We start from the raw sequence: 25,060 nt of genomic DNA, 5'->3' as shown, positions 1-25,060 counted from the left end.
GTCATTCCTTAATCCGTTTCGGGAACCTTGACGTCATCGACAACCCTTCGAATCGCCTGCCTCCCTGTGCCGGCCTGATATGCCAGGCCGTTGCTGCCTGCCTGCGCAGGCAGGTGCATGTCACTGTGTCGGACGCACAGGGGAGGAACTTGAGCAGGAACCTGCACGATACAAAAAGCGATATTGCTTCGCTATCGCTTTATTGAAGCTCATTTGTGGCCGGGCAATGCGAAACTTTGCGCGGGTTTGCCGGGCGTTTTGCCCGGCCGCTCAAGCCGGGGACTTTCAGCCAGGCCCCGGGGTTGCTGCACCGCCCCGAGGGTTTTGGCAGGCAACAAAAAACCCGGCAATGGCCGGGTTTCTTGTTGGAAACGGGGATCAGGCTGCGTATTGCTGAGCCACGAAGTCCCAGTTGACCAGGTTCCAGAACGCCTCGACGTACTTCGGACGCAGGTTGCGGTAGTCGATGTAGTAGGCGTGTTCCCAGACGTCGCAGGTCAGCAGCGGGGTGTCGCCGCTGGTCAGCGGGTTGCCGGCGCCGATGGTGCTGGCCAGGGCCAGGGAGCCGTCAGCTTTCTTGACCAGCCAGCCCCAGCCGGAACCGAAGGTGGCGATGGTGACCTTGCTGAACTCTTCCTTGAACTTGTCGAAGGAACCGAACGCAGCGTTGATGGCATCGGCCAGGGCACCGGTTGGCTGGCCGCCACCGTTTGGCGACAGGCAGTTCCAGTAGAAGGTGTGGTTCCAGACCTGAGCTGCGTTGTTGAAGATGCCGCCCGAAGAGGTCTTGATGATTTCTTCCAGGGACTTGCCTTCGAACTCGGTACCCGGCACCAGGTTGTTCAGGTTCACGACGTAGGTGTTGTGGTGCTTGTCGTGATGGTATTCCAGGGTTTCCGGGGAAATGTGCGGTACCAGTGCATCTTTGGCGTAGGGCAGTGGCGGCAATTCAAAAGCCATGGTTCATCTCCTTTCAGGTCTATGCGTTCGTCGCGGGGCCGCTCACGGTGCGGCCATCCAAAACAGCAGTGCGCCGGGAGTTTTCCACTCTCTATGCGGCACAGGTCCCGGATCATAGCACCGGGTCTGCGGGTTAACCACGTAACAACTGTATGGAATAGAGGTTCCGCGGCGCTGGATGAACGTGGCATGACGTAATCAGACGCCGCGCATCAGTTGCACCGCGATGCTGAACATCATCACCGCGACCATCAGGTCGACCAGCCGCCAGGTGGTCGGTCGGGCCAGCCACGGGGCCAGCCAGGCCGCGCCGAAGGCCAGCAGACAGAACCACAGCATCGAGGCGCTGGCGGCCCCTGCCACATAGGCGCCCGGCATGCTCTGCTGGGCGCCCAGTGAGCCGATCAGCAGCACGGTGTCGAGGTACACGTGCGGGTTGAGCAGGGTCACCGCCAGGGCACTGAGCAGCACCGCGCGGCGCGAGCGTGCGCCCTGGGTGGCGCTGTTTTCCAGGCTCTGCCGGGCGCAGGCGCGGCGCAGTGCCTGGATGCCGTACCAGCTCAGAAACAGCACGCCGCCCCAGCGTGCGATGGCCAGCAGGGTCGGGTTCTGCAGCAGCAGGCTGGCCAGGCCGAACACACCCAGGGCCACCAGCACCGCGTCACAGAGAATGCACAGCGCGGCCACCGAGACATGGTGTTCGCGGCGCAGCCCCTGGGACAACACGAAGGCGTTTTGCGCACCGATGGCCATGATCAGGCCGAAGGCCACCAACAGACCGTTTACATAGCTTTGCCACATGAGAGGAACATCCGCGTCGAAGTAATGGCTAGCGATTCTGGGCTGCTTGCCTGTATAAGAAAAATCAATCTTACTCATTGCTCATTAGGAAAACTGATGTTCGATTACAAGCTGCTTTCCGCGCTGGCGGCCGTCGTCGAACAGGTCGGCTTCGAACGTGCCGCCCAAGTGCTGGGCATTTCCCAGTCGGCGGTGTCGCAGCGCATCAAGCTGCTCGAAGCGCGCGTGGGCCAGCCGGTGCTGGTGCGCTCCACGCCGCCAGGCCCGACCGAGATCGGCCAGCGGCTGCTCAACCATGTGCAGCAGGTGCGTCTGCTCGAACGCGACCTGCAGGGCCAGGTGCCGAGCCTGGATGAAGAGGGGCTGCCTGACCGGCTGCGTATCGCGCTCAACGCCGACAGCCTGGCCACCTGGTGGGCGGGCGCGGTTGGAGACTTCTGCATCGACCATCGCCTGCTGCTGGACCTGGTGGTGGAAGACCAGGAAGTCGGCTTGCGGCGCATGCGTGCCGGTGAGGTCGCCGCCTGCGTGTGTGCCAGCGAACGGCCGGTGTCCGGAGCGCGCAGCCTGCGCCTGGGGGCGATGCGCTACCTCGCCCTGGCCAGCCCGACATTCATCGCCCGGCATTTTCCGCAGGGAGTGGACGCGACGCGGCTCAATCGCGTACCGGTGCTGGTGTTCGGCCCGGATGACACCTTGCAGCATCGCTACCTGGCGTCACTCGGCCTGCACGAAAGTTTCGAGCACCACCTGTGCCCGTCTTCCGAGGGCTTCGTGCGTATGCTGGAGGCCGGTCTGGGCTGGGGGCTGGTACCGGATCTGCAGGTGCGCGATCAACTGCACAACGGTACCCTGCGCGATCTTTTGCCGGGGCACTGCATCGAGGTGCCCCTGTACTGGCATCATTGGCGCAATGGTGGCCAGCTGTTGAACCGCCTGACCAGTCACTTGGCCCAGCAGGCCGCGCAGTGGCTGGTGCCCTGAGGATAGAACCAAGCGTCTTCAGGCTGTGTCGTGGTCTGTGTTGAAGGATGAGTAAATGAAGATTCTGGTCACTGGCGCGAGCGGCTTCATTGGCGGGCGCTTCGCGCGCTACGCCCTGGAGCGCGGATTCGACGTGCGGGTCACTGCCCGGCGCGGCGAAGCGCTGGAGCCCCTGGCCCTGCGCGGTGCGCAGTGCATGGCGGCCGACCTGGCCGACGCCGATCGGGTTCGTGCCTTGTGCAGCGATGTCGATACCGTGGTGCATTGCGCCGGCGCGGTGGGATTCTGGGGGCGTCGCCAGGATTTCCTGCAAGCCAATGTGCAGCTCACCGAAAACGTCGTCGAAGCCTGTCTGAAACAGAAGGTCCGGCGGCTGGTCTATCTGTCGTCGCCGTCGGTGTATTTCGACGGTCGTTCGCGGCTCGACGTGCGCGAAGACCAGGTACCCCGGCGTTTTGCCAATGCCTACGCGCAGACCAAGTACCTGGCCGAGCAGAAAGTGTTCGGCGCGCAGGAGTTCGGCCTGGAGGTCATTGCGTTGCGTCCGCAAATGGTGACGGGCGCGGGGGATCGCAGTATCTTCCCCCGCTTGCTCAGGCTGCAGGAAAAGCGCCGCCTGGCGATCGTGGGCAACGGCTTGAACCGTGTCGATTTCACCAGCATGGCCAACCTGAATCAGGCCTTGCTGCGCAGCGTTCAGGTGGGTGACGAGGCGTTGGGGCAGGTCTACAACATCAGCAATGGCCAGCCAGTGCCGATCTGGGATGCGATCAACTACGTGATGCGCCAGATGCAGTTGCCGCAGGTCAGGCGTTACAGACCGTTCGGCCTGACCTACGGCATGGCCATGCTCAACGAGGCCGCCTGCCTGCTTTGGCCGGGTCGTCCCGAACCGACGCTGTCGAGGCTCGGCGTGCAGGTGCTTAACAAGGATTTCACCCTCGATATCGCCCGGGCGCGGCACTATCTGGGCTATGAGCCGCAGGTCAGCCTGTGGGCGGCGCTGGACGAGTTCTGTGCCTGGTGGAAGGCCGGGCACATGTACCAGGCGCGGTAGTCCTCAGCGGTCGACATCCGCGAGTACCGAGCCTGGGCGCAGGCATTGGCGTCATGTCCGGCTTTTACACTGCGCCGGGTTGCCAGGTTTCTTACAAAACCTCTTTGAAGGATGGCTTATGCGTAACGAACCACAAGACGACATCGATGACATCCCCAGCCTCAGTGCCCGGGATGACGACGATGACGACCTGGTGCCGACCAGGGGGGCACGGGAACGCACCACGGTGTACTCACGCGAGACGCCGGTGGTCAAGGTCAAGGCCCCGACCACCGCACCGCTGTGGGCCTTGATCGGTGCCTTGTTCATCGCCTTTTGCGGCCTGGGCTGGTGGAGCTTCCAGCAGATCTCGCTGATGGAACAGCAACTGGTTGCGACCCAGGAAAGCTTCGCGCGCATCAGTGAGGACGCCGCTGGCCGGCTGCAGGACATTTCCGGCAAGGTCACCGCCAACGAGGCCATGAGCCGCGAAGGCGAGGCCCTCAAGCAGCGCCTGGACCTGCTCGACGCGCAGCTGCAGGAGCAGGAAAAACATCGGGAGAATGCCCAGGGCGAGCAGGGCAGCCTCGACAAGCGCCTGGAGCAGCTGGGCGGACAGGCCACTGAACAGCGCACGGGGCTGGCCCAGACCCAGGAGCAGCTCAAGGCCGTGCAGGCTGAACTGGCCGCGCTCAAGGCGGCATTGCCGGAGCAGATCAAGGCTGCACAGGGCGAGCAGGGCAAGTTCGATGCGCAGCTCAAGAGCCTGGCTGCCGACGTTGCCGCGCTGAAGAAGCAGGGTAATCCGGCGGCCGATATCGAGCGCCTGCAACAGGACCTGCTGGTGCTCAGGAGCGAGCAGGAAAACCGTCCGGCGGCGGCCCCTTCCGGGACCAACACTGCCGAGTTCGACGCGTTCCGCAGCCAGGTGACGCGCAACCTCAATGCACTTGCCAACCAGATGCAGACCCTGTCGCAGCGTGTCGGCGCCGGGCAGTGATCTGGCCCGGCAGCACCTCGTGAAGTGCGTTGTGATACATATGTAGCTCATGGGCTCTTCGAGCGTTGTTTAGGCTGGACTCCTTCATTCACTCAGAAGGAGTCACCATGAACGGAATCAAGGACCCAAAAGCCGACCTTCACCCGGTCGATGAGCTCGATAGCAGGCTGGCGTCCGCCCCGCTCGGCATCGCCAGCAAGCCTCCGAAGAACGGCAAGGGGCCAATCAAACCGCCCAAGGTGGGGCCGGACAAGCCGGTCGTCCCAAGCCGGCCAGTGCCGCCGGTTCCAACCAAGCGGTCCTCCTTGGCCCCTGTTCCACCCAAGCCAATTGCTACCGGTACGCCTCGACTCATCGACGCAGCCAGTTTGCCAGCGGTGCCGCCGCCGTCGCGTCTGGAAAAGGTGCTTTCGATCGTCAACACGGCTACGGGCATACTGAGCCTTATCCACCCGTTACACAGCGTCTTCAATCCCGACGGTACCGTGACCTGGCCGGATGGCAGCGTGGCGAATGCCAAGGGAACCGAAGTGAAGCGTCCTGATGGCAGCGTGCAGCAGGCCGACGGCACCAATGTGCGTGCCGATGGAACGGTGGAATACCCGGATGGCAGTTGCCTGCTTCCAGACGGAACCTGGAGGCTGGCGGACGGCACGGTCAAGTACCCGGATGGGCGCTGGGTCATGGCCTACGGCACTGTGACCGATGCTGATGGCAATGTACTGGGGACGCTGGGCAAGCCAAGCGCTTGAGAGGGCGGGCAGCGCCTTGGAGTTGGCTGCCCGCTGGCCGTGGATCAGAGCCGAGGATAGTCGATGTAGCCAACCGGGCCTTTGCCATAGAAGGTCTGCGGGTCGGCCTCGTTCAGCGGTGCATCCTGGGCCAGCCGCTCGGGCAGGTCCGGGTTGGCGATGTAAGGCACACCGAAGGCCACCGCATCGGCCTTGCCGCTGGACAGCCAGGCGTTGGCCGTGGCCTTGGTGAATTTCTCGTTGGCGATGTACACGCCGCCGAAAGCCTTTTTCAACTGCGGACCGAGGCTGTCATCGGCTTCCCGCTCGCGGGCGCAGATGAAGGCGATGCCGCGCTTGCCCAGCTCGCTGGCCACGTAGCCAAAGGTCTCCGCTCGGTTGTCGTCGCCCATGTCATGGGCATCGGCGCGTGGTGCCAGGTGTACACCGACCCGGCCGGCACCCCACACGTCGATGACCGCGTCGGTCACTTCCAGCAGCAGGCGGGCGCGGTTTTCCAACGAGCCGCCATAGCGGTCGGTGCGCTGGTTGGTCTTGGTCTGCAAGAACTGGTCGAGCAGGTAACCGTTGGCCGCGTGGATTTCCACGCCGTCGAAACCGGCTGCCTTGGCATTCTCGGCGCCGCTGCGGTAGGCCTCGATGACATCACCGATCTCTGCCAGCTCCAGGGCTCGCGGGGTCGGGAACTCCGCCTGCGGGCGCACCAGGCTGACGTGCCCGGCCGGCTTCACCGCGCTTGGCGCTACCGGGGTCTCGCCGTTGAGGTAGGAGGGGTGCGAGATGCGCCCGACATGCCAAAGCTGCAGCACGATACGTCCGCCGGCGCCATGCACGGCCTTGGTCACGTTGCTCCAGCCACGCACCTGGTCGGTGGACCAGATGCCCGGGGTGTCCGGGTAGCCGACGCCCATCGGGGTCACCGAGGTCGCTTCGCTGATGATCAGGCCCGCCGAGGCGCGCTGTACGTAGTACTCGGCCATCATGGCGTTGGGCACCCGGCCTTCGTCGGCGCGGCAGCGGGTCAGCGGCGCCATGATGATGCGGTTGGGCAGTTCCAGGTCACCCACGGTGATCGGGTCAAACAGTGTGGTCATGTCACAAACCCTCGATGATGAGACGGTTCGGGGCGTGCGTGTCGCCCCATGAGGTACGCAAGACCAGGCCGCCGGGAAGGGCGGCCTGGCCGGTTGGATAGGTCATGCGCGGTTGTCCAGCTCGGCGACCAGAGCTTGCACGAAGGCCTGGATGCAGGCTTCGTTGCGCCTGAAGAAGTGCCACTGGCCGACTTTTTTGCTGGTGATCAGCCCGGCACGCTGCAGCGTGGCCAGGTGCGCCGAGACGGTGGACTGAGACAGCCCGGTACGCTGGTCGATCTTTCCGGCGCACACGCCGTGTTCCAGCGAGTGCTCCTGGTCCGGAAAACAGGCCTCGGGGTTCTTCAGCCAGACGAGGATTTCGCGGCGAACCGGATGGGCCAGGGCTTTCATGACTTCGTCGAGGTCGATGTTCATGGCGTTCTCGATGGAGGCTGCGCGATAGGACGATGAGCGGTTGACGATATATCGCTATATCGCGATGTACAAATATCCAGAAGTGCTGAGCACAGAGCGAATCGATATATCGGGTTATAACGATATGGGTTTCATGGCCGCTGTTCCCGGCGTAGGCTTGGGGGCATGAACTACCTCGCACATCTTCATCTCGGCGGGCAACGCCCCGCGCAATTGCTTGGCAGCCTCTACGGCGACTTCGTCAAAGGACCGCTGGCCGGGCGCTTTACGCCAGAGGTCGAGGCGTCTATCCACTTGCACCGGCGCATCGACGCCTTCACTGACCGGCATCCCTTGACCCGGGCCGCGCTGGGGCGCTTTTCTCAGGGCAACCGACGCTATGCGGGGATCGTGCTGGACGTGTTCTTCGATCACTGCCTGGCCAGGGACTGGCACTGCTATGCGCAAGTGCCGCTGGAGGCTTTCACCGAGCGTTTCTACCGCGTACTGCGGGCGCAGGCTGACTTGCCTGAGCGTCTGGCGGCGGTGGCGCCGCGCATGGTCGCGCAGGACTGGTTGGGGTCCTATCAGGAGTATTCGGTGGTTGAAGCAGCGCTGGGTGGTATCGCCCGGCGCCTGTCACGCCCCGAGGGGCTGTTCCAGGCCATGCAGGAATTGCCTGGCCTGTACCAACCGCTGAGCGAGGACTTCGCGGCCTTCTATCCGGTGTTGCAGGACTTCGCTCAGGCCGCCTTGGCGGGTGATGCCGCCGTGGCTGGTTCTGGCACCGCAGGGCTTTCCGGCAGTGCGCCGAACAGCGCCTGCTGAACCGCCGCCTGCGCTTCAAAGGCCAGGGCGGCGCGTTCCTTGCCACTGCTGGCGATGGGGGCCAACAGGTGGATGTGCACCTCGCCCTGCTCATGAGCGAACAGCCGACGAATGTGCGAGAGCAGGTCATCCTCACCGATGAATGGCGCGATGCTGTCCGGCGCGCCGTCGCGGCGGTATTCGATGGCGACCGGTTGCAGGGCGACACCGGCGTCGATGGCGCTGGACAACAGGCGACCGTGGAAGGTACGCAGTGCGCGGCCGTCGGTGGTGGTGCCTTCCGGGAAGATCAGCAGTGCACGACCCTGCTGCAGCAGGTTGCCCATCTGGCGTTGCACCAGGCGGCTGTCGCCGGCACCGCGGCGGATGAACAGGGTGCCAGCCTTGTGCGCCAGCCAGCCTGCAATGGGCCAGGTGCGCACTTCGGCCTTGGACAGGAACGACAGCGGCGTGAGCTGGCCCAGCAAGGGGATATCGGTCCAGGACACGTGGTTGCAGACCCACAGCATCGGTTCGCGCGGCAGTTCGCCGTGCACCGTTACCCGAAACGGCAGGGCGTTGCTCAGGCGTGCCATGAACCAGCGGCTGCAGCGCTGGCGCAGGCCGATCGAGCCGCCGAGTCGCAGGCGTTCCAGGGTCGCGACCAGGCTGCCCAGCGCCAGACCGGCAACGATCACCAGCAGTACCCTGGCCACGCGCAGCACACTGCGCAGCCGGCTCATCACACCGCCGCCTTGAAGTGGCGCGCGTAGCGCGGGCACAGCTCGTCACGCTTGAGCAGGATGAACACGTCGGCGACCTGGAAGTCCTGGTCCCAGCAAGGCTCGCCACAGATCTTCGCGCCCAGGCGCATGTAGGCCTTGAGCAGGGGGGGCATCTCGCAGATCACGTTGCCGGGCACGTCGAGGCTGGGCAGTGGCGTGCGCGGTTCGGCGCGCAGATGTTCGGTGCACAGGTAGCGTTCGCGCAGGCGCTGCATGATCGCGTGGGCCTGGATGCCGCCGTCCTGCATGGGAATGCTGGCGCAGCCCATCAGGTAGCTGTAGCCGCCTTCGTTGAGCACTTCGGCCAGCTCGCTCCACAGCACGGCGATGGTGCCACCGTTGCGGTAGGCCGGGTCGACGCAGGTGCGCCCCAGCTCCAGGATCGGGCCTTGCAGGTGCGCCAGGCCGTGCAGGCTGAATTCTTCTTCGCTGTAGAAGCGCCCCAGGCTGGTGGCAGCCTTGTGGTCGAGCAGGCGGGTGGTGGCGACCAGGCGCCCGGTGTTCAGATCACGCACACCAATGTGCATGCAGTGCACGTCGTAGTCGTCGATATCCAGACCCAGTTCGGCGCCTTTGAGGCGTGCGTTGAATTCTGCGCTGAATACACTGAAACGCAGTGCCTGAGCTTCCTGCAGGGCACGCGGCCCGGTCAGGCGCTCGGCCTGCAGACGGCGTTCGGAACTGTTGTCACGGATACGGGCGATCTGGGTCATGCGAACTCTCCGGGTGCCAGCCGAGCAGGGCCGGTCGAATGATGGGTCCAAGCGCATTGCTGTACCTGCAGGCTAGGGAGGTGCCGTGTCATGCCCGTGACGCTTTGGTGATGGTTGTGTTACCAGCGGTTTCCGGCTCTTGACGACGCCGTTCTGTCATCCAATGCGGTTAAGCTGGGCGACCTCTGCCGTGGAAAACCTTCATGACTCGTCGTTTCGCCCGGTTCTGTCTGTGGCTGGCCTGCTGCCTGGGCAGCCTTGTGGTGCAGGCCGAAGAATGGCCCGCCAGCCAATGGCGCGAGGCGCCTGCCGCACCCTCCGCGGCGTTGCAGGCACTGGACGCCTATGCCTTTGCGCCGCGTGACGAGACGCAGCGCAATGGCGTGCGCACCGATGCCCTGCTGGTGGTGCATGACGGGCGTATCGTCTACGAACGCTATGCCGAGCCGACCCGTGGCGACACCCCGCACCTGACCTGGTCGGTGAGCAAGAGCGTGCTGGCGACCGTACTGGGCGTGGCCTTCGCTGAAGGTCGCTTTGCCCTCAAGGATCCGGTGGCGCGCTTCTACGAGCCCTTCAAGGCGCATCCGGACGTGACCCTGGCCGACCTGCTGCACTGGTCTTCAGGACTCGACTGGCAGGAGGATTACGAGTACGCGCCGCTGAATTCCTCGGTGGTGGCCATGCTCTACACCCGTGGCCACCAGGATATGGCGCGCTTTACCGCCGAGCACAGGCGTGCCTGGGCAGCAGGCAGCGCCTGGCGCTATTCCAGCGGCGACAGCAACGTGCTGGCGGCGGCCCTCAAGGGCATGGTCGGCGCAGCGGCTTATCCTGACTATCCGTGGTCCGCGTTGTTCGAGCCGCTGGGCATTCGCAGCGCAACCTGGGAGACGGACGCCAGCGGCACCTTCGTCGGGTCGTCCTATCTGTATCTGAATGCCCGCGACCTGGCCCGCATCGGCCTGCTCATGCAGCGCGGCGGGCGCTGGCAGGACCGCCAGCTGTTGCCGGTGGCCTGGATGGACTTCGTGCTGACCCCCTTCGCGGGGCGTAACGCCGATGCCACCGATGAGACGGTCGGCGGCCACTGGTGGCTCAACCGCACGGCGTCGGGCGCGCCAGGGCCCTGGCCGCAGGCGCCGGCCGATACCTTCGCGGCGTTGGGCCACTGGGGCCAGGCGCTGTTCGTGATTCCCAGCGCCGGGCTGGTGATCGTGCGTTACGGCGACGACCGTGACGGCAGTTACCGCCACGCTGACCTCTTGCAGCACGTATTGGCCGCTTTCGGTCCGGGAGCGCGACCATGAGCCGCCACAGCTTTCTGCGTCGCCGCCCGCTGGGCAGCCTGTTGCTGCTGGTGCTTGCCGTGCTGCTGGTATGGGGCTGGTTGCATCGAGCCGCCTTGCAGGCCTTCCCCGACATCATCAGCGCCTATACCGCCAAGGAGTACTGCTCGTGCCGCTACGTCACTGGCAATCCGGCGCAGTACTGTCGTGGCTACGTGAAGCAGTATGTGCCCAGCAGCCTGGTCGACGATGAAGCGACCCGCACCGTGACCGCCAGCGGTCTGGGCCGCAGCCATCGGGCGGCCTGGCAGGGCGAACGTCAGGGTTGCCGCTTGCTGCCACCGCCCTCCTGAGCGAACCGGGCGATTTGCCAGTGGTCTGACAGGCGGATAGATTTGCCGTCCCACTGCCCTTGCGGAGATCGCATGCTCAAACGCCCTGGCCCCACACTGTTCGCTCTGGCCGTCTGTGACCTGTGGGCGCGGTTGCAGCCGCGAACGGCGTCTTGGCCCGCACGGGTTTCACTCGTACAGGACGTCACTCGTCTTGCGGTCGATCAGCTCGCTCGCGCAGCTCGATCCGCGTTGCGTCTTGGCCTGGCCCGCTGAACATGGCTGGCACCATATTCCCCTGGCGTGAAGACAATCACTTCGAACTGCTGATCGACGGCCCGGCGTTCTTTCCGCGCATGCTGGCCGCCATCGAGGGCGCCGAACAGCAGGTCGACCTGGAGCTGTACCTGGTCGAGGCCGGGCACTGTGCCGAAGCGGTGGTGGCGGCGTTGGTGGCGGCGGCGCGGCGCGGGGTGATCGTGCGCTGTCTATTTGATGGTTATGGCAGCCAGGCCCTGGGCTCCCGGCTGAGACAGCGGCTGACCGACAGCGGCGTGATCCTGCGTCACTACAACCCGATCCGTTGGCGACGTGGGCTGCGCAATCTGTATCGCGACCACCGCAAACTGCTGCTGGTCGACAAGCGTCTGGCAGTGGTGGGCGGCACCGGCGTGACCGATGAATTCTGGGAGCCGCACAAGCCGGTCAGCCAGTGGCATGAGGTGATGGTAGAAATTCGCGGGCCGCTGGTGATCGACTGGCAGGCCTTGTTCGATCGCCAGTTCCACGTCAACGAGCAGCGCACCGCCTGGCGGCCTCAGGACAATTTCGGCCTGACTCACTTGCCCAAGGTCCCGGTGGCCGGCTCAGGTCTGGGCCGGGTGGCGTATGCCGATGCCCGTCAGCACCGTGACATTCTGCAATCGCTGGTGCGTGCGCTGAACAGCGGGCAGCGGCGGATCTGGCTGGCTACGCCTTATTTTCTGCCGACCTGGCGTGTGCGCCGTTCGTTGCGCAAGGCGGCGCTGCGTGGTGTCGACGTGCGCCTGCTGCTCACCGGGCCGCGCACCGATCACCCTTCGGTGCGTTACGCCGGGCATCGCTATTACCCCCGGTTGCTGCGCGCCGGGGTGAAGATCTTCGAATTCCAGCCGTGCTTCCTGCACCTGAAGATGGTGCTGATCGATGACTGGACCAGCATCGGCTCGTGCAATTTCGACCACTGGAACCTGCGCTTCAATCTGGAAGCCAACCTGGAGGCCATCGACCCGCAGCTTACCGGGCAGGTGGTGGCCAGTTTCGACAAGGATTTCGCGCACAGCCGCGAGGTGACCCTGGCCGACTGGAAGTCTCGACCGTTGTGGCGGCGGGTCAAGCAACGGGTCTGGGGCTGGCTGGACAGGCTGGTGGTCAACCTGCTGGATCGCAGGGGCTGAGGCTTGTGCCTATGGAAGGGGCACTATTGGGTTCGACGGCGGCTTTACCCGCAATACCGTTCGATCAGACCGTGGTCAATGCCGTTCCTGGCGGACGTCATTGCCGGCAGTGCAGACAAGCGCGCCTTCTCCCCTCGGCATTGCCAATGGCCACGCGTGCTCCGATCGATACGGCAAGGCCTGCGCTCGGCCTGTGCGATCGTTCAGCGCGGCAACACCATCAGTGTCGCCAGCACGTTCCTGTTGCTCGGTCATGCCCGATAGCCTGACGGGCCTGGCCATGGGGAGAAGGTCTTGTCGTCCCTGGCAGGTTTCGCTCGACTGCGGGTTCAGTCTGCGACGCCAGGGGGCTAGCGTCCACTGGCAGAAATGACAGGCCTCGACCAACGGCCAGACATGAAAAAGCCCGGCCATGGCGGGCCGGGCTTTTCCTGTAGCGCCTGGGGTTACTGAACTTCCACCGCCAGGCTGTCGCTGATCTTCTTCTGCCAGATCGCCGGGCCGGTGATGTGCACCGACTCACCCTTGCTGTCCACTGCAACGGTGACCGGCATGTCCTTGACCTCGAACTCGTAGATCGCTTCCATGCCCAGCTCGGCGAAAGCCACGACCTTCGACTTGCGGATCGCCTGGGCCACCAGATAGGCAGCGCCGCCCACGGCCATCAGGTACACGGCCTTGTGGTCCTTGATCGCGTCGATGGCGGTCGGGCCGCGCTCGGACTTGCCGATCATGCCCAGCAGGCCGGTCTGTTCGAGGATCTGGCGAGTGAATTTGTCCATCCGTGTCGCGGTGGTCGGACCTGCCGGGCCAACCACTTCGTCGCCGACCGGATCGACCGGGCCGACGTAGTAGATGAAGCGACCCTTGAGGTCCACCGGCAGGCTTTCGCCTTTGTTGAGCATCTCGACCATGCGTTTGTGCGCGGCGTCGCGGCCGGTGAGCATCTTGCCGTTGAGCAGGATGGTCTCGCCCGGCTGCCAGCTCTGCACTTCTTCCGGCGTCAGGGTGTCGAGGTCGACACGGCGGGCCGACGGGCCGGCTTCCCAGACGATCTCCGGGTAGGCGTCCAGCGATGGCGCTTCCAGTTCGGCCGGGCCGGAGCCGTCGAGCACGAAGTGCGCGTGACGGGTGGCCGCGCAGTTGGGGATCATGCACACCGGCAGCGAGGCGGCGTGGGTCGGGTAGTCCATGATCTTCACGTCGAGCACGGTGGTCAGGCCGCCCAGGCCCTGGGCGCCGATGCCCAGCTGGTTGACCTTCTCGAACAGCTCCAGGCGCAGTTCCTCGATACGGTTCTGCGGGCCACGGGCCTTGAGTTCATGGATGTCGATGGACTCCATCAACACTTCCTTGGCCATCACAGCGGCCTTTTCGGCGGTACCGCCGATGCCGATGCCGAGCATGCCGGGTGGGCACCAGCCAGCACCCATGGTCGGTACGGTCTTGAGGACCCAGTCGACGATGGAGTCGGATGGGTTGAGCATGGCCATCTTCGACTTGTTTTCCGAACCGCCGCCCTTGGCCGCGACATCCACCTCGACGGTGTTGCCCGGCACGATGGAGTAGTGGATGACCGCCGGGGTGTTGTCCTTGGTGTTCTTGCGGCTGCCGGCCGGGTCGGCCAGGATCGACGCGCGCAGGACGTTCTCGGGCAGGTTGTAGGCGCGACGCACGCCTTCGTTGATCATGTCGTCCAGGCTCATGGTCGCGCCATCCCAGCGTACGTCCATACCGACGCGCACGAAGACGGTGACGATGCCGGTGTCCTGGCAGATCGGACGATGGCCGGTGGCGCACATGCGCGAGTTGATCAGGATCTGGGCGATGGAGTCGCGAGCAGCCGGGGATTCTTCACGCAGGTAGGCTTCGTGCATCGCCTGGATGAAGTCCACGGGGTGGTAGTAGGAAATGAACTGCAGGGCGTCGGCCACGCTCTGAATCAGGTCGTCTTGCTTGATCACGGTCATGCAGCGCGCTCCTCTTTAGGGACGGGAACATTGTTGACGCTACTCGGCGAAGCTCTGGCGAAGCGCTTGGATTCGCACCAGAAAGGGCCGTAGCGGGCGCAAAAGGCGCGGCAGTATAACCTGCCCGGTCGCCCAGCCTGTACAATCGGCGTCATTTTCTACAGGCGGCGCCAGGAAGTTCTCGATGCCCCATCTGCGAGTCGGTACCCGTCACTGGCCGGTGAGCGCCGGCGACGGCCTGCTCGATGCCCTGATCCAGGCCGGTATTTCCATCCCCTATAGCTGTCGGGCCGGCAGTTGCCATGCCTGCCTGGTGCGCTGCACCCGGGGCGAAGCGCAGGACGCCCAGCCCGAGGCGCTGGCCGCCGAACGCCGCCAGCAGGGCTGGCGCCTGGCCTGCCAGTGCCGCGTGGTGGAAGACCTCGACCTGGAGGTCTTCGACCCGCTGCACGATGGCCTGCCGGCACAGGTGGTCGCGGCCGACTGGCTGGGTGCCCAGGTGTTGCGCCTGCGCCTGCAGGCCGAGCGCCCGCAGCGTTACCGGGCCGGCCAGCATCAGGTGCTGTGGACCGAGAGCGGGGTGGCGCGGCCCTATTCGCTGGCCAGCCTGCCGGGCTGCGACGATTTTCTCGAATTCCACATCGATTGCCGTCTGCCAGGCGCCTTCTGCGATGTCGCACGGAATCTGCAGGCCGGTGACCGGTTGCGCCTGGGTGAGTTGCGCGGCGGGGCACTGCACTACGACCCGGACTGGCAGGCGCGCCCTCTGTTGCTGTTGGCCGCCGGTACGGGGCTGGGGCCGCTGTGGGGTGTTCTGCGCCAAGCCCTGCATGAGGGCCACCAGGGGCCGATCCATATCCTGCATCTGGCCCATGAGGCTGCCGGTCATTACCTGGCCGATGAGCTGGCACGCCTGTCAGGCGAGCATGCGGCGCTGCACGTCAGGCTGGTTACTCCGCCGGCGCTGCGCGAGGCGCTGGGCGAGCTGCGTCTGCTGGCGCGCCAGGCTGTGGCGCTGGCCTGCGGCAGCCCGGACAGCGTCGAGACCTTCGCCAAGAGCCTGTACCTGGCCGGTGTGCCGCGCAACCGGGTGTTGACCGATATGTTTCTCGGCAGCCGGCCGGCAGGCATCTGAACGACTTCAGTTGCGCAAGGCTTGCCGGCTGAAGCCGGTTCCACCCGACGCTGTTGCGCCTGAATGAAAAAAGCCCCGGTCGCTTGCGCGCCGGGGCTTTGCCGTAGCAACCGCGGGATCAGACCAGCGGATCGCCCACGTGCAGGATCTTCATGCCGTTGGTGCCACCAATGGTGTGGTAGCTGTCACCCTTGGTGAGGATCACCCAGTCGCCCTGTTCGATCAGGCCGCGTTGCAGCAGCTCGTCCACGGCGGCCTGGCTGACTTGCCCTGGTGGCAGCGATGCCGGGTCGAAGGGGATGGTGTACACGCCACGGAACATCGCCGCACGGGCTTGGGTTTCGCGGTGCGGAGAGAAGGCGAAGATCGGCACCGAAGAACGGATGCGCGACATGATCAGCGGGGTGTAGCCGCTTTCGGTCAGGGCGATGATTGCCTTCACGCCAGGGAAGTGGTTGGCGGTGTACATGGCCGCCAGCGCGATGCTTTCGTCGCAGCGGGTGAAGCTTTCACCCAGACGGTGCTTGGAGCTCTTGCCGGTCGGATGGCGTTCGGCACCCAGGCAGATACGTGCCATGGCCTGGACCGCTTCGACCGGATAAGAACCGGCGGCGCTCTCGGCCGAGAGCATCACGGCGTCGGTGTAGTCCAGCACGGCGTTGGCCACGTCGGAAACCTCGGCACGGGTCGGCATCGGGCTGGTGATCATCGACTCCATCATTTGCGTGGCGACGATCACGGCCTTGTTGTGGGTACGGGCATGGGCAATGATTTTCTTCTGCACGCCGACCAGCTCGGCGTCGCCGATTTCCACACCCAGGTCGCCACGGGCAACCATCACCGCGTCGCTGGCGCGGATCAGGGCATCGAGCACTTCATCGTCGGCCACGGCTTCGGCACGCTCGATCTTGGCGACCAGCCAGGCGGTACCGCCGGCCTCGTCGCGCAGCTGGCGGGCGTATTCCATGTCGGAAGCGTCACGCGGGAAGGACACGGCCAGATAGTCCAGGTCCATCTCGGCCGCCAGCTTGATGTCGTGCTTGTCTTTCTCGGTCAGGGCCGGTGCAGTGAGGCCGCCACCCAGGCGGTTGATGCCCTTGTGGTCGGACAGCGGGCCGCCGACCTGTACGGTGCAGTGCAGTTCGTGGGCGGTCTGGGTGTCGACACGCATGACCACGCGCCCGTCGTCCAGCAGCAGGATGTCGCCCACGCCGCAATCCTTGACCAGGTCCGGATAGTCGATGCCGACGATTTCCTGGTTACCTTCGGTCAGGGGATGAGCGGTGGAGAAGGTGAACTTGTCGCCAACCTTGAGCTCGATACGCTTGTTGGTGAATTTGGCGATACGGATCTTCGGACCTTGCAGGTCGCCCAACAGGGCAACGAAACGGCCATGCTTGGCGGCGATCTCGCGGATCAGCCGGGCGCGAGCCTTGTGCTCGTCCGGGGTGCCATGGGAGAAGTTCAGGCGGGCAACGTCCAGACCCGAGAGGATCAGACGCTCGATGACTTCCGGTGAATTACTCGCAGGGCCCAGTGTGGCGACGATTTTGGTGCGGCGAACGGTCATGCACAAACTCCTAGATTGAAGCGCAGCCAGAGGCTACTCCTCTCTGGCTCTGTAGTCATTGTTCCTTTGCACTACCTCGCCTCGATCGGACAGGGCAATCGGCCGAGCGCCGTTGAGCAGGCTGGATTGAAGAAATGGCGCTGGCCGCCGATATCAGGCACAGAACAGGAGATGACTCATGCGTATCTTGATGCTTGTCGTGCTGCTGGCCGCCGCCAGCGGCTGCACCCGCTGGGCGATGAATTCCAACCTCAACGAAGCCTACCGCGCTTACGACCGTGGCGATTGCGATACGGCGATGCTGGCGCTATCCAAGGTCGACCGTCAGAGCCGCTCGCGGCGCTACGTGCAGCCCGAGGTTTCGATGCTGCGCGGGCAATGCCTGGAAAAACAGAAACTGTACGTGGATGCGGCGCAGACCTACCTGTACATCATCAATCAGTACCCCGGCAACGAATACGCCTTCAGGGCCCGTGCGCGTCTCGACACTCTGGCGCAACTGGGGCATTTTCCGCCGCGCGAGCCCGCCCGCACTTTTCCTGCATCACGCTAGTTACACCCGATTGGATGATTGGTAGTGTGTTCGGGTGGATGTACGTATAAATTGCGCTAGTCTCTCTGTTAACGGAATGAAAGGGGCGGAAAAGCCCTGCATCCAGGGATTTTCGTGCGGCGGGTTGTGGTGGTCGCCTTGCGTGATGAAGCGTTTGTGCACCAGCCGCCTGCAGTCATTGAAGGGGAAGGCGCTGCCATGCTTAGAGAAAGAAGAATCAAGCGGCACGAGTTGCAGTACTACCTCCAGGTCTTCAATCGGTATACCGACCGACCCATGGGGTGTCTGGGCAATGTGTCCGAAGATGGACTGATGCTGATCAGCGACCTGCCGATGTTGGTTGGCGGCCGTTTCGACCTGCGTCTGAAGGTCCCGCAGGGGCCCGATGACTTTCGCATGGTCGACGTCAGTGCCACGTGCCAGTGGTGTCATGAGGACGTGACGCCAGGTTGCTACGATTCAGGCTTTCATCTCCAGGAAGCGCCGGTCGAGTACCTCGAACTGATGCACAGCCTGCAGCATTACTTCAGCTTCTATCCACTTGAAGCCTCGGCCTGACCAGCGCGGCTGGACCTACAGGGCGCCGGCGCTTTTCCAGCTCAGGTAGAGGTTGACCATCCGCACGCCCAGGTCCTGTGGGCGTGCATCGATCACCGGCACGCCGAGTGCTTCGAGGCGCTCGTGCAGGCTGCCACGCTGATTGAGAAAATCCACCGTCGCGCAATAGGTCAATGCCTGCTCGTAGCGTTCGACCCGTTCACCGCGCAGCCGATCCAGCACATCCTCGCGCAGGCTCGCCACCAGCACACGTTGGCGCTGGCCCAGTTGCCTGAGCGCCGCCAGCAGGTCCTCGTCATCTTCATCTCGCAGGTTGGTGACCATGATCACCAGTGCCCGGCGTTTCTGCCTGGTCAGCAGTGCCTTTACCGCCGTGCTGTAGTCGGACGGACGCCGGGTGCTGTCCAGTTCGCAGACGGCATCGAGCAGCAGGTTCATGTGCTGGGTCCCCTTGGCGGGAGCCAGATGCCGGTCGGCGTCGCCGGCGAAGCTCGACAGGCCGACCGCATCGCCCTGGCGCAGGGCGACATGGCTGAGCAGCAGGCAGGCATTGAGGGCGTGGTCGAAATGCGAGCGTTCGCCATCCTGACTGCGCATGCGCCGTCCGCAATCGAGCATGAACAGGATCTGCTGGTCGCGTTCGTCCTGGTATTCCCGGGCAATGGGCGTGCGATGACGCGCCGTGGCCTTCCAGTCGATCTGACGCAGGCTGTCGCCCTCGCGAAATTCGCGCAATTGATGAAATTCCATGCCCAGGCCGCGACGCGGCTGCTGTCGCACGCCGGCCCGGCTCAGCCAGGTGTCGAGGCCTTGCAGCGGGTTGTCGTAGGGGCGGGCGAAGTCCGGATAGACCTTGAAGGCGTCGGGCAGCGCCAGCAGACGGCGGGTTTCCCACAGGCCCATCGGGCTGCGGATCCACACCTCGCAACGCTCCAGGGTGAAGCGACCTCGGCGTAGCGGGCGCACGCGCCAGGTCAGCTGCGCATGCTCCTCAGGCTCCAGCTTGAGCTGCTGCGGCAGGTGCTCGAAGGCCAGGCCATCGGTTGCATGATCGAACACCCGCAATTGCAGAGGGATCGCAGCGTCGTGTTGCAGGGTCAGGTGTACGTCGCTCCAGCGCCCCAGCGACAGGCTGCCGGACAGTTGCCGCTGCAGCCGTGGAGACGGCAGGCGCATCACCCACGCGGCGTCGACCAGTGCCACGCCGATGAGCGCCAGCAGGGCCGACCAGTAGATGATCGTCAGTTCTGGCGGGACACCCCGGCCGAGCGCGCCGAGTACGCCTGGCACCAGGGCCACGGCGGCCAGCGCGCCGATCCAGCGCAGCAATGCACGGCAGGGGCGCAGGTGCTGTTTCATAGGCGCGGTGCCGGAACCTGGTCGAACAGCTGGCGCAGGACCTGGTCAACCGACAGACCTTCCATGTCCAGCTCCGGGGCCAGGCGTACGCGGTGGCGCAGGACGGCCAGGGCACAGTGGCGGATGTCATCGGGCAGGACGAATTCGCCACCGCGCAGCAAGGCCCGGGCTCGTCCGCCGCGCACCAGGGCGATCGAGGCCCGTGGCCCGGCGCCCAGGGTCAGTCCTGGCCAGTTGCGCGTCGCCCGGGCGAGCCTGACGGCGTATTCAAGCACCTGCTCGTCGATGGGCAGTTCGCTGGCGATGCGTTGCAGCGCCTGGACCTCACGGGGCTGCATGATCACGCGCAGGGGCTGCACGTCGAGCATGTCGGCGCGGGTGGAGCGGCTGACCTGACGCACCATCTCCAGTTCTTCCTGGGGCTGCGGGTAGTCGATATGCAGCTTGAGCATGAAGCGGTCGAGTTCGGCCTCCGGCAGGGGGTAGGTGCCTTCCTGCTCGATGGGGTTCTGGGTGGCCAGGACCATGAACGGCTGGGCGATGGGCAATGCCCGCCCCTCAAGGGTCACCTGGCGCTCCTGCATGGCTTCGAGCAGCGCCGCCTGGGTCTTGGCCGGGGCCCGGTTGATCTCGTCGGCGAGCAGCAGGTGGGTGAAGATCGGCCCCTTGCGCAGCTTGAACTGTTCGTTCTGCGGGTCGTAAACGGCATGCCCGGTCACGTCGCTGGGCATCAGGTCGGGGGTGAACTGGATACGCGCGAAGTCGCCGCCGAAGCAGCGCGCCAAGGCGCGTACCAGCAGGGTCTTGCCCAGACCCGGAACGCCTTCGATCAGCACGTGGCCGCCGGCCAGCAACGCGGTGAGCACATCGTCGATCACGGCGTTCTGGCCGATCAGAGCCTTTTGCAGTTCCTGACGCAGGCTCTGAGCGAGGGCACTGGCCCGCTGGCGCTGACGCTGAGTACGGTCGGGCTCTGCCTGCGCTGGCTCAAGTTCTCCTGTGGGGTTCAGCGGTTCGCTGTCTTGCTCGCTCATAGGGCATTCCTGATGGTTTGCAGGTGGGCCACCTGACGGGTGAATTCGGCCTTGGACAAGCGCTGGGGCGAAGGTGGCCGCAAGGCCAGGCTGATGGTGCGGGTCGGCTGGCGGGTCAGCCTGGCGAGGATCTGCCACTGCTCGGTGACCCCCAGGGCCTCGAAACCGGGGTGGCGCTGGCGGGCTCTGCGCAGCACGTCGCGCTGCAAGTGCCTGAGCAGCACCTGCTGGCCATTCTGGCGCAGCAGGAAATCGGCGGCCGCGCGCAAATGCTCGGTCAGTTGCCGGCGCCCGCTTGCAGGCAGCGTCTGCAATGGGCCCTCACGCATGGCTGCACGCCACAGCGCCAGCACCAGCAGCACCGCCAGAGTGGTCAGAGCCAGCGGGAAGTACCTGACCAGGAGGGTCAGCAGGTTGTCGTGGCGGGCGCGGGCGACCAGGGTCACCGTGCTGTCCTGGGTCAGATACCAGAGCAGCCAGGCGTTGTCGTAGCGGTCGATGGCGTTGTTCTTCCACAGTTCGGCGTCGGTGACGATGGTGACCAGGCCCTGGCCGTGCTGCAGTTGCAGCATGTGCGTGGCGTTGGCGCTGTTGGCCCAGTACTGGGCGTGATCCTCGGGGTCTTCGAGGTGGTAGGCCGGATCGAAGCTCATGTAGGCCGGCGAGTCTTCGTTCTCCAGGTACAAGCGCGTCAGCTGTGGGCCACGCTCGCGCTTCGGGCTCGGCCTGGCCATCGGCACTGGCAACGGGCTATTCGGCGCTTGGGTGTTCGCCGGCGGCAGGTCGGCCGTGCGGTACTGGTGAATGTGCAGGCGATCCAGCAGCAGGTCGCCGCTGCGTCCCAGGTGTTCGTTCCACAGTTGCTCGGCGACGAACACCAGGTGGCCACCGTGCTCGGCCCAGGCCAGCAAGGCATCGGCCTGCTGAGGTGTCATGCCTGAGCGCTCGTCGAACAGCAGCAGGGTCTGGCGCGTATCGGCCGCTACGGGCAGCTCGGTCCAGGAGTCTGCCGCGCGCACGTTGATGTGCCGCTGTTCAAGGAAGCGTTGCGCCGCCAGGTAGGGGTTGGCGCGGGCTTCAGGCGATGGACCTCGGTCGACGGTCTCTTCGTAGGGCTCCAGCTGCCAGGCGAGCAGCGCCGTGCCCAGCAGCACCAGCGCGACCAGCAGCGCCGCCAGGCCCCGGCGCGCGTTCATGCCGGCGCTCCGGGTTCGAACAGACGGCGCCAGCCTGCGCACAGGTGCTGCAGCGTTTCATCGCTGGGCAGGCGATGGCCGTAGGCGAGGTTCTGCCAGTGCCGGGTGAGGTTGCGGCTGAATTCATCGAGGGCGGGATCGTTGTGCGCGGCGATGCGTTCGAGCACCAGGCCTTCGGTGTCGGCTTCGCGCAGCGGCAGGCGATAGTCGCTGATCAGGCGGCTGAGCATGGCCCGGTAGAGCAGGCTCAGGGCTTCGCGGGGGGCATGGGGCCACAGCGTCTGGACGCTGCCGAGGATATCCGCCGGCAGGCTGGCGGCACTGATCTGCAGGCCGAACAGCTGCTGGGGTGGCGCTGTCGCTGCGGGAGCTTGTCGTTCGACAGGGCGAGCGAACAGGCGCAGCCAGTGCCGGTAGCGCCAGGCCAGGAGCACCATCAGGCCAATGGCCAGCACCCACAGCAGGATTTCCAGCAGGCGGGCGAAGAGGCCGGCGGCCTCCGCCAGCTGTCGCCACCAGCCGAATGATCGAGCGGATGGCTCGCTGGGCGGGGGCTGCCCGGTTTCCGGAAAGCGCCAGCCAGTGATGGTTTCCGGGTTCTTGAACGGTGGTTTGTCCAGCAATTCGCCGATGGCCTGGCGTGACTGTTCGCTGTTCAGCGGTTGATGGGTCAGGCGCGGGCTTTGTACGGGCAGTTCGGTGGTGGCCCAGGCATTGCCCGGCCACTGCGCCAGCAGCAGTGCGCCGCCGAGCAGCAGCAGACTGGCGGTACTGGCCAGCCGCTGGCGCAGACGGCGGAACACCAGTTCGATGTCCCAGGCTTCGAGGCAGGTACGGCGGTTGAGGTACAGCGTGAAGCCGCAGGCAACGTAGATGGGCTCCCAGACGATCAGTACTAGGGCGTAGAGCAGGTTCATCAGATGATCGGCCCACAGCCATTGCTCGTCGCTACCCATCCACAGCAGCCATTTCCAGTCCAGGTCCAGTTGCCTTGGAATGAAGGACCAGACCAGCAGGAGCGCCCCGGTGTACAGGACCGTTTCCAGGTGCGCGCCGACCAGCGTCAGGCAGCGTGCGGCGTTCAGGTCGGCCTGGCACAAAACGCTCAGGCGCCGGGCCCGGGCCTCGCCAGCCAGACCTTCGAGCTGCTGCACCGGCAGGGTGAAGCTGCGTATCAGGCTCAGGCGACGCCAGAACAGGCTGGGTAGCCATTGCTGCCTGAGCGTTCCGGGCCAGGCGCGCAGGGCCTGCTTCAGCGTCGGGGTGGCACCGAACAGGGCGCGTGACAGGATCAGCAGCGGCAGGCGCTCGTACAGCGGTTTCAGCCACCAGAACAGCAGCATCACCGCACCGGGGTAATCCCATAGCAATGCGGTCATCAGGGCCAGCAGCGGCAGGGTGACAAGAGCCCAGGAGAGCATCAGCAGGCGGCGGTGTTCGCGCGCCAGCAGTACGCCGAGGTCGAGGGCTTCCCAGGCCGGGCGCGGGCGGATCTCGATACCGGCGTCATTGAGTTGCATGACGGTCTCTGCCAGAGAGCAGCAGCCAGGCGGCTACCAGGGTCCAGGACAGGCCACCGGCCAGGTATTTGATCCACGGTGCCGGCCAGGTCATCGAAGACCAGTAGGCCTCGATGAAGGCCGCGACCAGCAACATGAGAATGACACCGCCCATCAGTTGCACGCTGTGCCCGGCGGCCACACGCAATGCCGCGCCGCGTGACAGGCGGCCGGGCGCCAGCAGTGCCCAGCCCAGTTTCAGCCCGGCAGCCCCGGCCAGGACGATGGCGGTCAGCTCGAAGGCACCATGGCCGATGACGAAGGGCCAGAAGGTCTGGCCCGAGCCGATGTCGGTCAGGTGGGCGGCGACGGCGCCGATCAACAGGCCGTTGTAGAGCAGGAAGAACAGGCTGCCCAGGCCCAGCAACAGGCCGCTGGCGAAGGTCTGGAAGGCGATGCCGATGTTGTTCATGATGTAGTAGCCGAACATCATCCAGTCTTCGCTGGACGCCCGCTCGGCCAACCGCCCGAGGCGGCTGACGTCGGGCTTGTACATGGCCTGCATGTCGGTCACCTGCTCGACGCTCATGACGCTGTAGACCAGCTCGGGAACGCAGTACACCAACAGGCCCATGCCCAGCAGGCCAGCGATGAACAGCAGCCCGGCCAGTGCCACGAACCGCCATTCGCTCCTTACCCGGCGTGGAAAACCGGCCACCACGAAGCCCAGCAGCCCGCTCGCCGACTGGTTGTGGTGTCGATAGAACTGCTGGTGGCCACGCATGGCCAGTTGCTGGAGCGATTCCACCAGATGCCGGCTGTAGCCGCGTTCCCGCGCCAACGCCAGGTGCTGGCAGATACGCCGGTACTCGTGGCCGAAGCCTTCACCGGCCGCCGCGTCGCGCGTGCCTTTCTCCAGCGCTTGCAAATGTTCGGCGAAACCCTGCCATTGCGCCTGGTGACGGGCTTCGAACAGGTTCTGTTTCATGGCGCGTCGCCCCGTAGATGGTGAGCGATGCCATTGACCCGGGCCAGCGCCTGTTCGGGGGCGACACGCAAGGGCTCGGCGAGCAGGGCGGCCAGTTCCCGGGCGCGTTGTGCTGAGAGTTCGGCCTGGCGCTCGGCCAGTTCCAGGATGGCCAGCTGTTCGGCCATGTGTAGCGCGAACGGCGCAGGCTCGGCGCTGGCTGCCGGCAGTTCGGGGCGCTGGGCGGGCTGTTCGCGATAGACCACCAGGGTGCCGGCCGCCAGGTCGCCCAGGCGCTTGAACTGCGGATGATTGAGGCAGGCGATGGCACCGGCGGCGTAGCCGAACGGCAGCATGTCGACCAGGCGCAGCAGGTTGCGGATCAGCGAACCGGCCCAGCCGATCGGGGTGCCGTCGTCCTGTACGACGCGCAGGCCGAGCAGTTGCTTGCCGGGCGTGCGGCCCTGGTTGAGTACCTCGAACAGCACGGCGTACCACCAGTTGACCAGGAAGAAGCCGATGGCTGCCAGGCCCGTGCCGAGGTGTCCGAGGCCGCTGAGCAGCAGGTAGCCCGCCGCGAGCAGCACCCCGCGCAGGCCCAGGTCGATGGCGAAGGCCAGTGCACGCGGCACCAGCCCGGCCGGGCGCAGGAGCAGCTCTATGCCTTCCGGGGTCTCGATGCCGAGCCGGGTGTCCAGTGGTGGTGCCTGCCTTGGCGAAGCTGGAAGCATTGGGGTCTTGGGCCTGGGGCGGTGGGTGGGAAGGACCGTCGTTTGCGACCGCAATGGCGGCATCTTGCCTGACAACGCCAGGCCTACGCCAGTTCCGGCAGGG

General features: G+C 65.2%; 25 protein-coding genes. 11 read left to right on the top strand and 14 right to left on the bottom strand.

Annotation, left to right across the window (positions count from 1 at the left end):
* Positions 1-378 precede the first annotated feature (378 nt).
* Positions 379-960 carry a Fe-Mn family superoxide dismutase gene (locus QZ497_RS10415; RefSeq protein WP_295473982.1) on the bottom strand — a complete coding sequence of 194 codons (582 nt, stop codon included), beginning with the start codon at positions 958-960 and terminating at the stop codon, positions 379-381.
* Between the two features lie 198 nt (positions 961-1,158).
* Positions 1,159-1,761: a LysE/ArgO family amino acid transporter gene (locus QZ497_RS10410; protein ID WP_295473979.1), complete on the bottom strand. Its 603-nt coding sequence runs from the start codon at positions 1,759-1,761 to the stop codon at positions 1,159-1,161.
* Between the two features lie 96 nt (positions 1,762-1,857).
* Between QZ497_RS10410 and QZ497_RS10405 the strand changes: the two genes are divergently transcribed.
* The 4 genes from QZ497_RS10405 (at position 1,858) to QZ497_RS10390 (ending at position 5,533) form a co-directional block, all read left to right on the top strand.
* Complete coding sequence (locus tag QZ497_RS10405) at positions 1,858-2,745, top strand: LysR family transcriptional regulator ArgP (protein ID WP_295473976.1); 888 nt, start codon at positions 1,858-1,860, stop codon at positions 2,743-2,745.
* 55 nt (positions 2,746-2,800) lie between these two features.
* Entirely contained in the window at positions 2,801-3,802 is a 1,002-nt protein-coding gene (locus QZ497_RS10400) for an NAD(P)-dependent oxidoreductase (RefSeq protein ID WP_295473974.1), read from the top strand.
* A 118-nt stretch (positions 3,803-3,920) separates the two neighbouring features.
* A complete protein-coding gene (locus tag QZ497_RS10395; RefSeq protein WP_295473971.1) occupies positions 3,921-4,781 on the top strand; it encodes an ATPase in 861 nt (286 codons plus the stop codon).
* 107 nt (positions 4,782-4,888) lie between these two features.
* Complete coding sequence (locus QZ497_RS10390; protein WP_295473968.1) at positions 4,889-5,533, top strand: hypothetical protein; 645 nt, start codon at positions 4,889-4,891, stop codon at positions 5,531-5,533.
* Between the two features lie 44 nt (positions 5,534-5,577).
* Here the strand turns inward: QZ497_RS10390 and QZ497_RS10385 are convergent, their stop codons facing one another.
* Entirely contained in the window at positions 5,578-6,627 is a 1,050-nt protein-coding gene (locus QZ497_RS10385) for an alkene reductase (protein ID WP_295473965.1), read from the bottom strand.
* 102 nt (positions 6,628-6,729) lie between these two features.
* On the bottom strand, positions 6,730-7,044 hold the full coding sequence (locus QZ497_RS10380; protein WP_295473962.1) for a helix-turn-helix transcriptional regulator: 315 nt from the start codon (positions 7,042-7,044) through the stop codon (positions 6,730-6,732).
* Between the two features lie 165 nt (positions 7,045-7,209).
* Between QZ497_RS10380 and QZ497_RS10375 the strand changes: the two genes are divergently transcribed.
* Entirely contained in the window at positions 7,210-7,851 is a 642-nt protein-coding gene (locus tag QZ497_RS10375) for an ACP phosphodiesterase (RefSeq protein ID WP_295473959.1), read from the top strand.
* On the opposite strand, the gene QZ497_RS10370 is transcribed toward QZ497_RS10375, so the two are convergent.
* Both QZ497_RS10370 and olsB read right to left on the bottom strand, forming a co-directional pair.
* The gene (locus QZ497_RS10370) at positions 7,767-8,573 is read right to left on the bottom strand and encodes a 1-acyl-sn-glycerol-3-phosphate acyltransferase (RefSeq protein WP_295473956.1); all 807 of its coding nucleotides are present in this window, start codon (positions 8,571-8,573) and stop codon (positions 7,767-7,769) included. The genes QZ497_RS10375 and QZ497_RS10370 overlap by 85 nt on opposite strands.
* Positions 8,573-9,328, bottom strand: a complete 756-nt coding sequence (gene olsB / locus QZ497_RS10365; protein ID WP_295473954.1) for an L-ornithine N(alpha)-acyltransferase — start codon at positions 9,326-9,328, stop codon at positions 8,573-8,575. Before olsB ends, QZ497_RS10370 begins: the two co-directional genes overlap by 1 nt.
* Positions 9,329-9,531: 203 nt before the next feature.
* On the opposite strand from olsB, the gene QZ497_RS10360 reads away from it, so the two are divergent.
* From QZ497_RS10360 to QZ497_RS10350, 3 genes are all read left to right on the top strand, one after another.
* The gene (locus QZ497_RS10360; RefSeq protein WP_295473951.1) at positions 9,532-10,638 is read left to right on the top strand and encodes a serine hydrolase; all 1,107 of its coding nucleotides are present in this window, start codon (positions 9,532-9,534) and stop codon (positions 10,636-10,638) included.
* A complete protein-coding gene (locus QZ497_RS10355) occupies positions 10,635-10,970 on the top strand; it encodes an amidase (protein ID WP_295473949.1) in 336 nt (111 codons plus the stop codon). Before QZ497_RS10360 ends, QZ497_RS10355 begins: the two co-directional genes overlap by 4 nt.
* 257 nt (positions 10,971-11,227) lie before the next feature.
* Positions 11,228-12,385 (top strand): phosphatidylserine/phosphatidylglycerophosphate/cardiolipin synthase family protein, encoded by a 1,158-nt coding sequence (locus QZ497_RS10350; protein WP_295473947.1) that lies wholly within the window; start codon positions 11,228-11,230, stop codon positions 12,383-12,385.
* 446 nt (positions 12,386-12,831) lie between these two features.
* On the opposite strand, the gene QZ497_RS10345 is transcribed toward QZ497_RS10350, so the two are convergent.
* Positions 12,832-14,355 (bottom strand): fumarate hydratase, encoded by a 1,524-nt coding sequence (locus QZ497_RS10345; protein WP_295473944.1) that lies wholly within the window; start codon positions 14,353-14,355, stop codon positions 12,832-12,834.
* Between the two features lie 184 nt (positions 14,356-14,539).
* On the opposite strand from QZ497_RS10345, the gene QZ497_RS10340 reads away from it, so the two are divergent.
* Positions 14,540-15,490 (top strand): iron-sulfur-binding ferredoxin reductase, encoded by a 951-nt coding sequence (locus QZ497_RS10340; RefSeq protein WP_295473941.1) that lies wholly within the window; start codon positions 14,540-14,542, stop codon positions 15,488-15,490.
* A gap of 118 nt (positions 15,491-15,608) precedes the next feature.
* On the opposite strand, the gene pyk is transcribed toward QZ497_RS10340, so the two are convergent.
* The gene (gene pyk / locus QZ497_RS10335; RefSeq protein WP_295473938.1) at positions 15,609-17,060 is read right to left on the bottom strand and encodes a pyruvate kinase; all 1,452 of its coding nucleotides are present in this window, start codon (positions 17,058-17,060) and stop codon (positions 15,609-15,611) included.
* A 178-nt stretch (positions 17,061-17,238) separates the two neighbouring features.
* Here pyk and QZ497_RS10330 point away from each other — a divergent pair, with 178 nt between their 5' ends.
* Positions 17,239-17,613: a tetratricopeptide repeat protein gene (locus QZ497_RS10330; RefSeq protein WP_295473936.1), complete on the top strand. Its 375-nt coding sequence runs from the start codon at positions 17,239-17,241 to the stop codon at positions 17,611-17,613.
* Between the two features lie 198 nt (positions 17,614-17,811).
* Positions 17,812-18,171 carry a PilZ domain-containing protein gene (locus QZ497_RS10325; protein WP_295474317.1) on the top strand — a complete coding sequence of 120 codons (360 nt, stop codon included), beginning with the start codon at positions 17,812-17,814 and terminating at the stop codon, positions 18,169-18,171.
* 15 nt (positions 18,172-18,186) lie between these two features.
* Here QZ497_RS10325 and QZ497_RS10320 read toward each other — a convergent pair whose 3' ends face one another.
* The 6 genes from QZ497_RS10320 to QZ497_RS10295 are packed head-to-tail and all read right to left on the bottom strand — an operon-like array spanning position 18,187 to position 24,957.
* Complete coding sequence (locus tag QZ497_RS10320) at positions 18,187-19,518, bottom strand: DUF58 domain-containing protein (RefSeq protein WP_295474315.1); 1,332 nt, start codon at positions 19,516-19,518, stop codon at positions 18,187-18,189.
* An 8-nt stretch (positions 19,519-19,526) separates the two neighbouring features.
* Positions 19,527-20,564, bottom strand: a complete 1,038-nt coding sequence (locus QZ497_RS10315) for a MoxR family ATPase (protein WP_295473934.1) — start codon at positions 20,562-20,564, stop codon at positions 19,527-19,529.
* Complete coding sequence (locus tag QZ497_RS10310) at positions 20,561-21,760, bottom strand: DUF4350 domain-containing protein (protein ID WP_295473931.1); 1,200 nt, start codon at positions 21,758-21,760, stop codon at positions 20,561-20,563. Before QZ497_RS10310 ends, QZ497_RS10315 begins: the two co-directional genes overlap by 4 nt.
* Positions 21,757-23,280 carry a DUF4129 domain-containing protein gene (locus QZ497_RS10305; RefSeq protein WP_295473928.1) on the bottom strand — a complete coding sequence of 508 codons (1,524 nt, stop codon included), beginning with the start codon at positions 23,278-23,280 and terminating at the stop codon, positions 21,757-21,759. Before QZ497_RS10305 ends, QZ497_RS10310 begins: the two co-directional genes overlap by 4 nt.
* Positions 23,267-24,247 (bottom strand): stage II sporulation protein M, encoded by a 981-nt coding sequence (locus QZ497_RS10300; protein ID WP_295473926.1) that lies wholly within the window; start codon positions 24,245-24,247, stop codon positions 23,267-23,269. The genes QZ497_RS10305 and QZ497_RS10300 overlap by 14 nt, the downstream gene beginning before the upstream one ends.
* Positions 24,244-24,957 (bottom strand): RDD family protein, encoded by a 714-nt coding sequence (locus QZ497_RS10295; RefSeq protein ID WP_295473923.1) that lies wholly within the window; start codon positions 24,955-24,957, stop codon positions 24,244-24,246. The genes QZ497_RS10300 and QZ497_RS10295 overlap by 4 nt, the downstream gene beginning before the upstream one ends.
* Between the last annotated feature and the right edge of the window lie 103 nt (positions 24,958-25,060).

The sequence above is a fragment of the uncultured Pseudomonas sp. genome (genome assembly GCF_913777995.1).
GTDB lineage: Bacteria > Pseudomonadota > Gammaproteobacteria > Pseudomonadales > Pseudomonadaceae > Aquipseudomonas.
The sequence above is the reverse complement of the archived record's forward strand: the minus strand, read 5'-3'. Positions and strand labels throughout refer to the sequence as shown.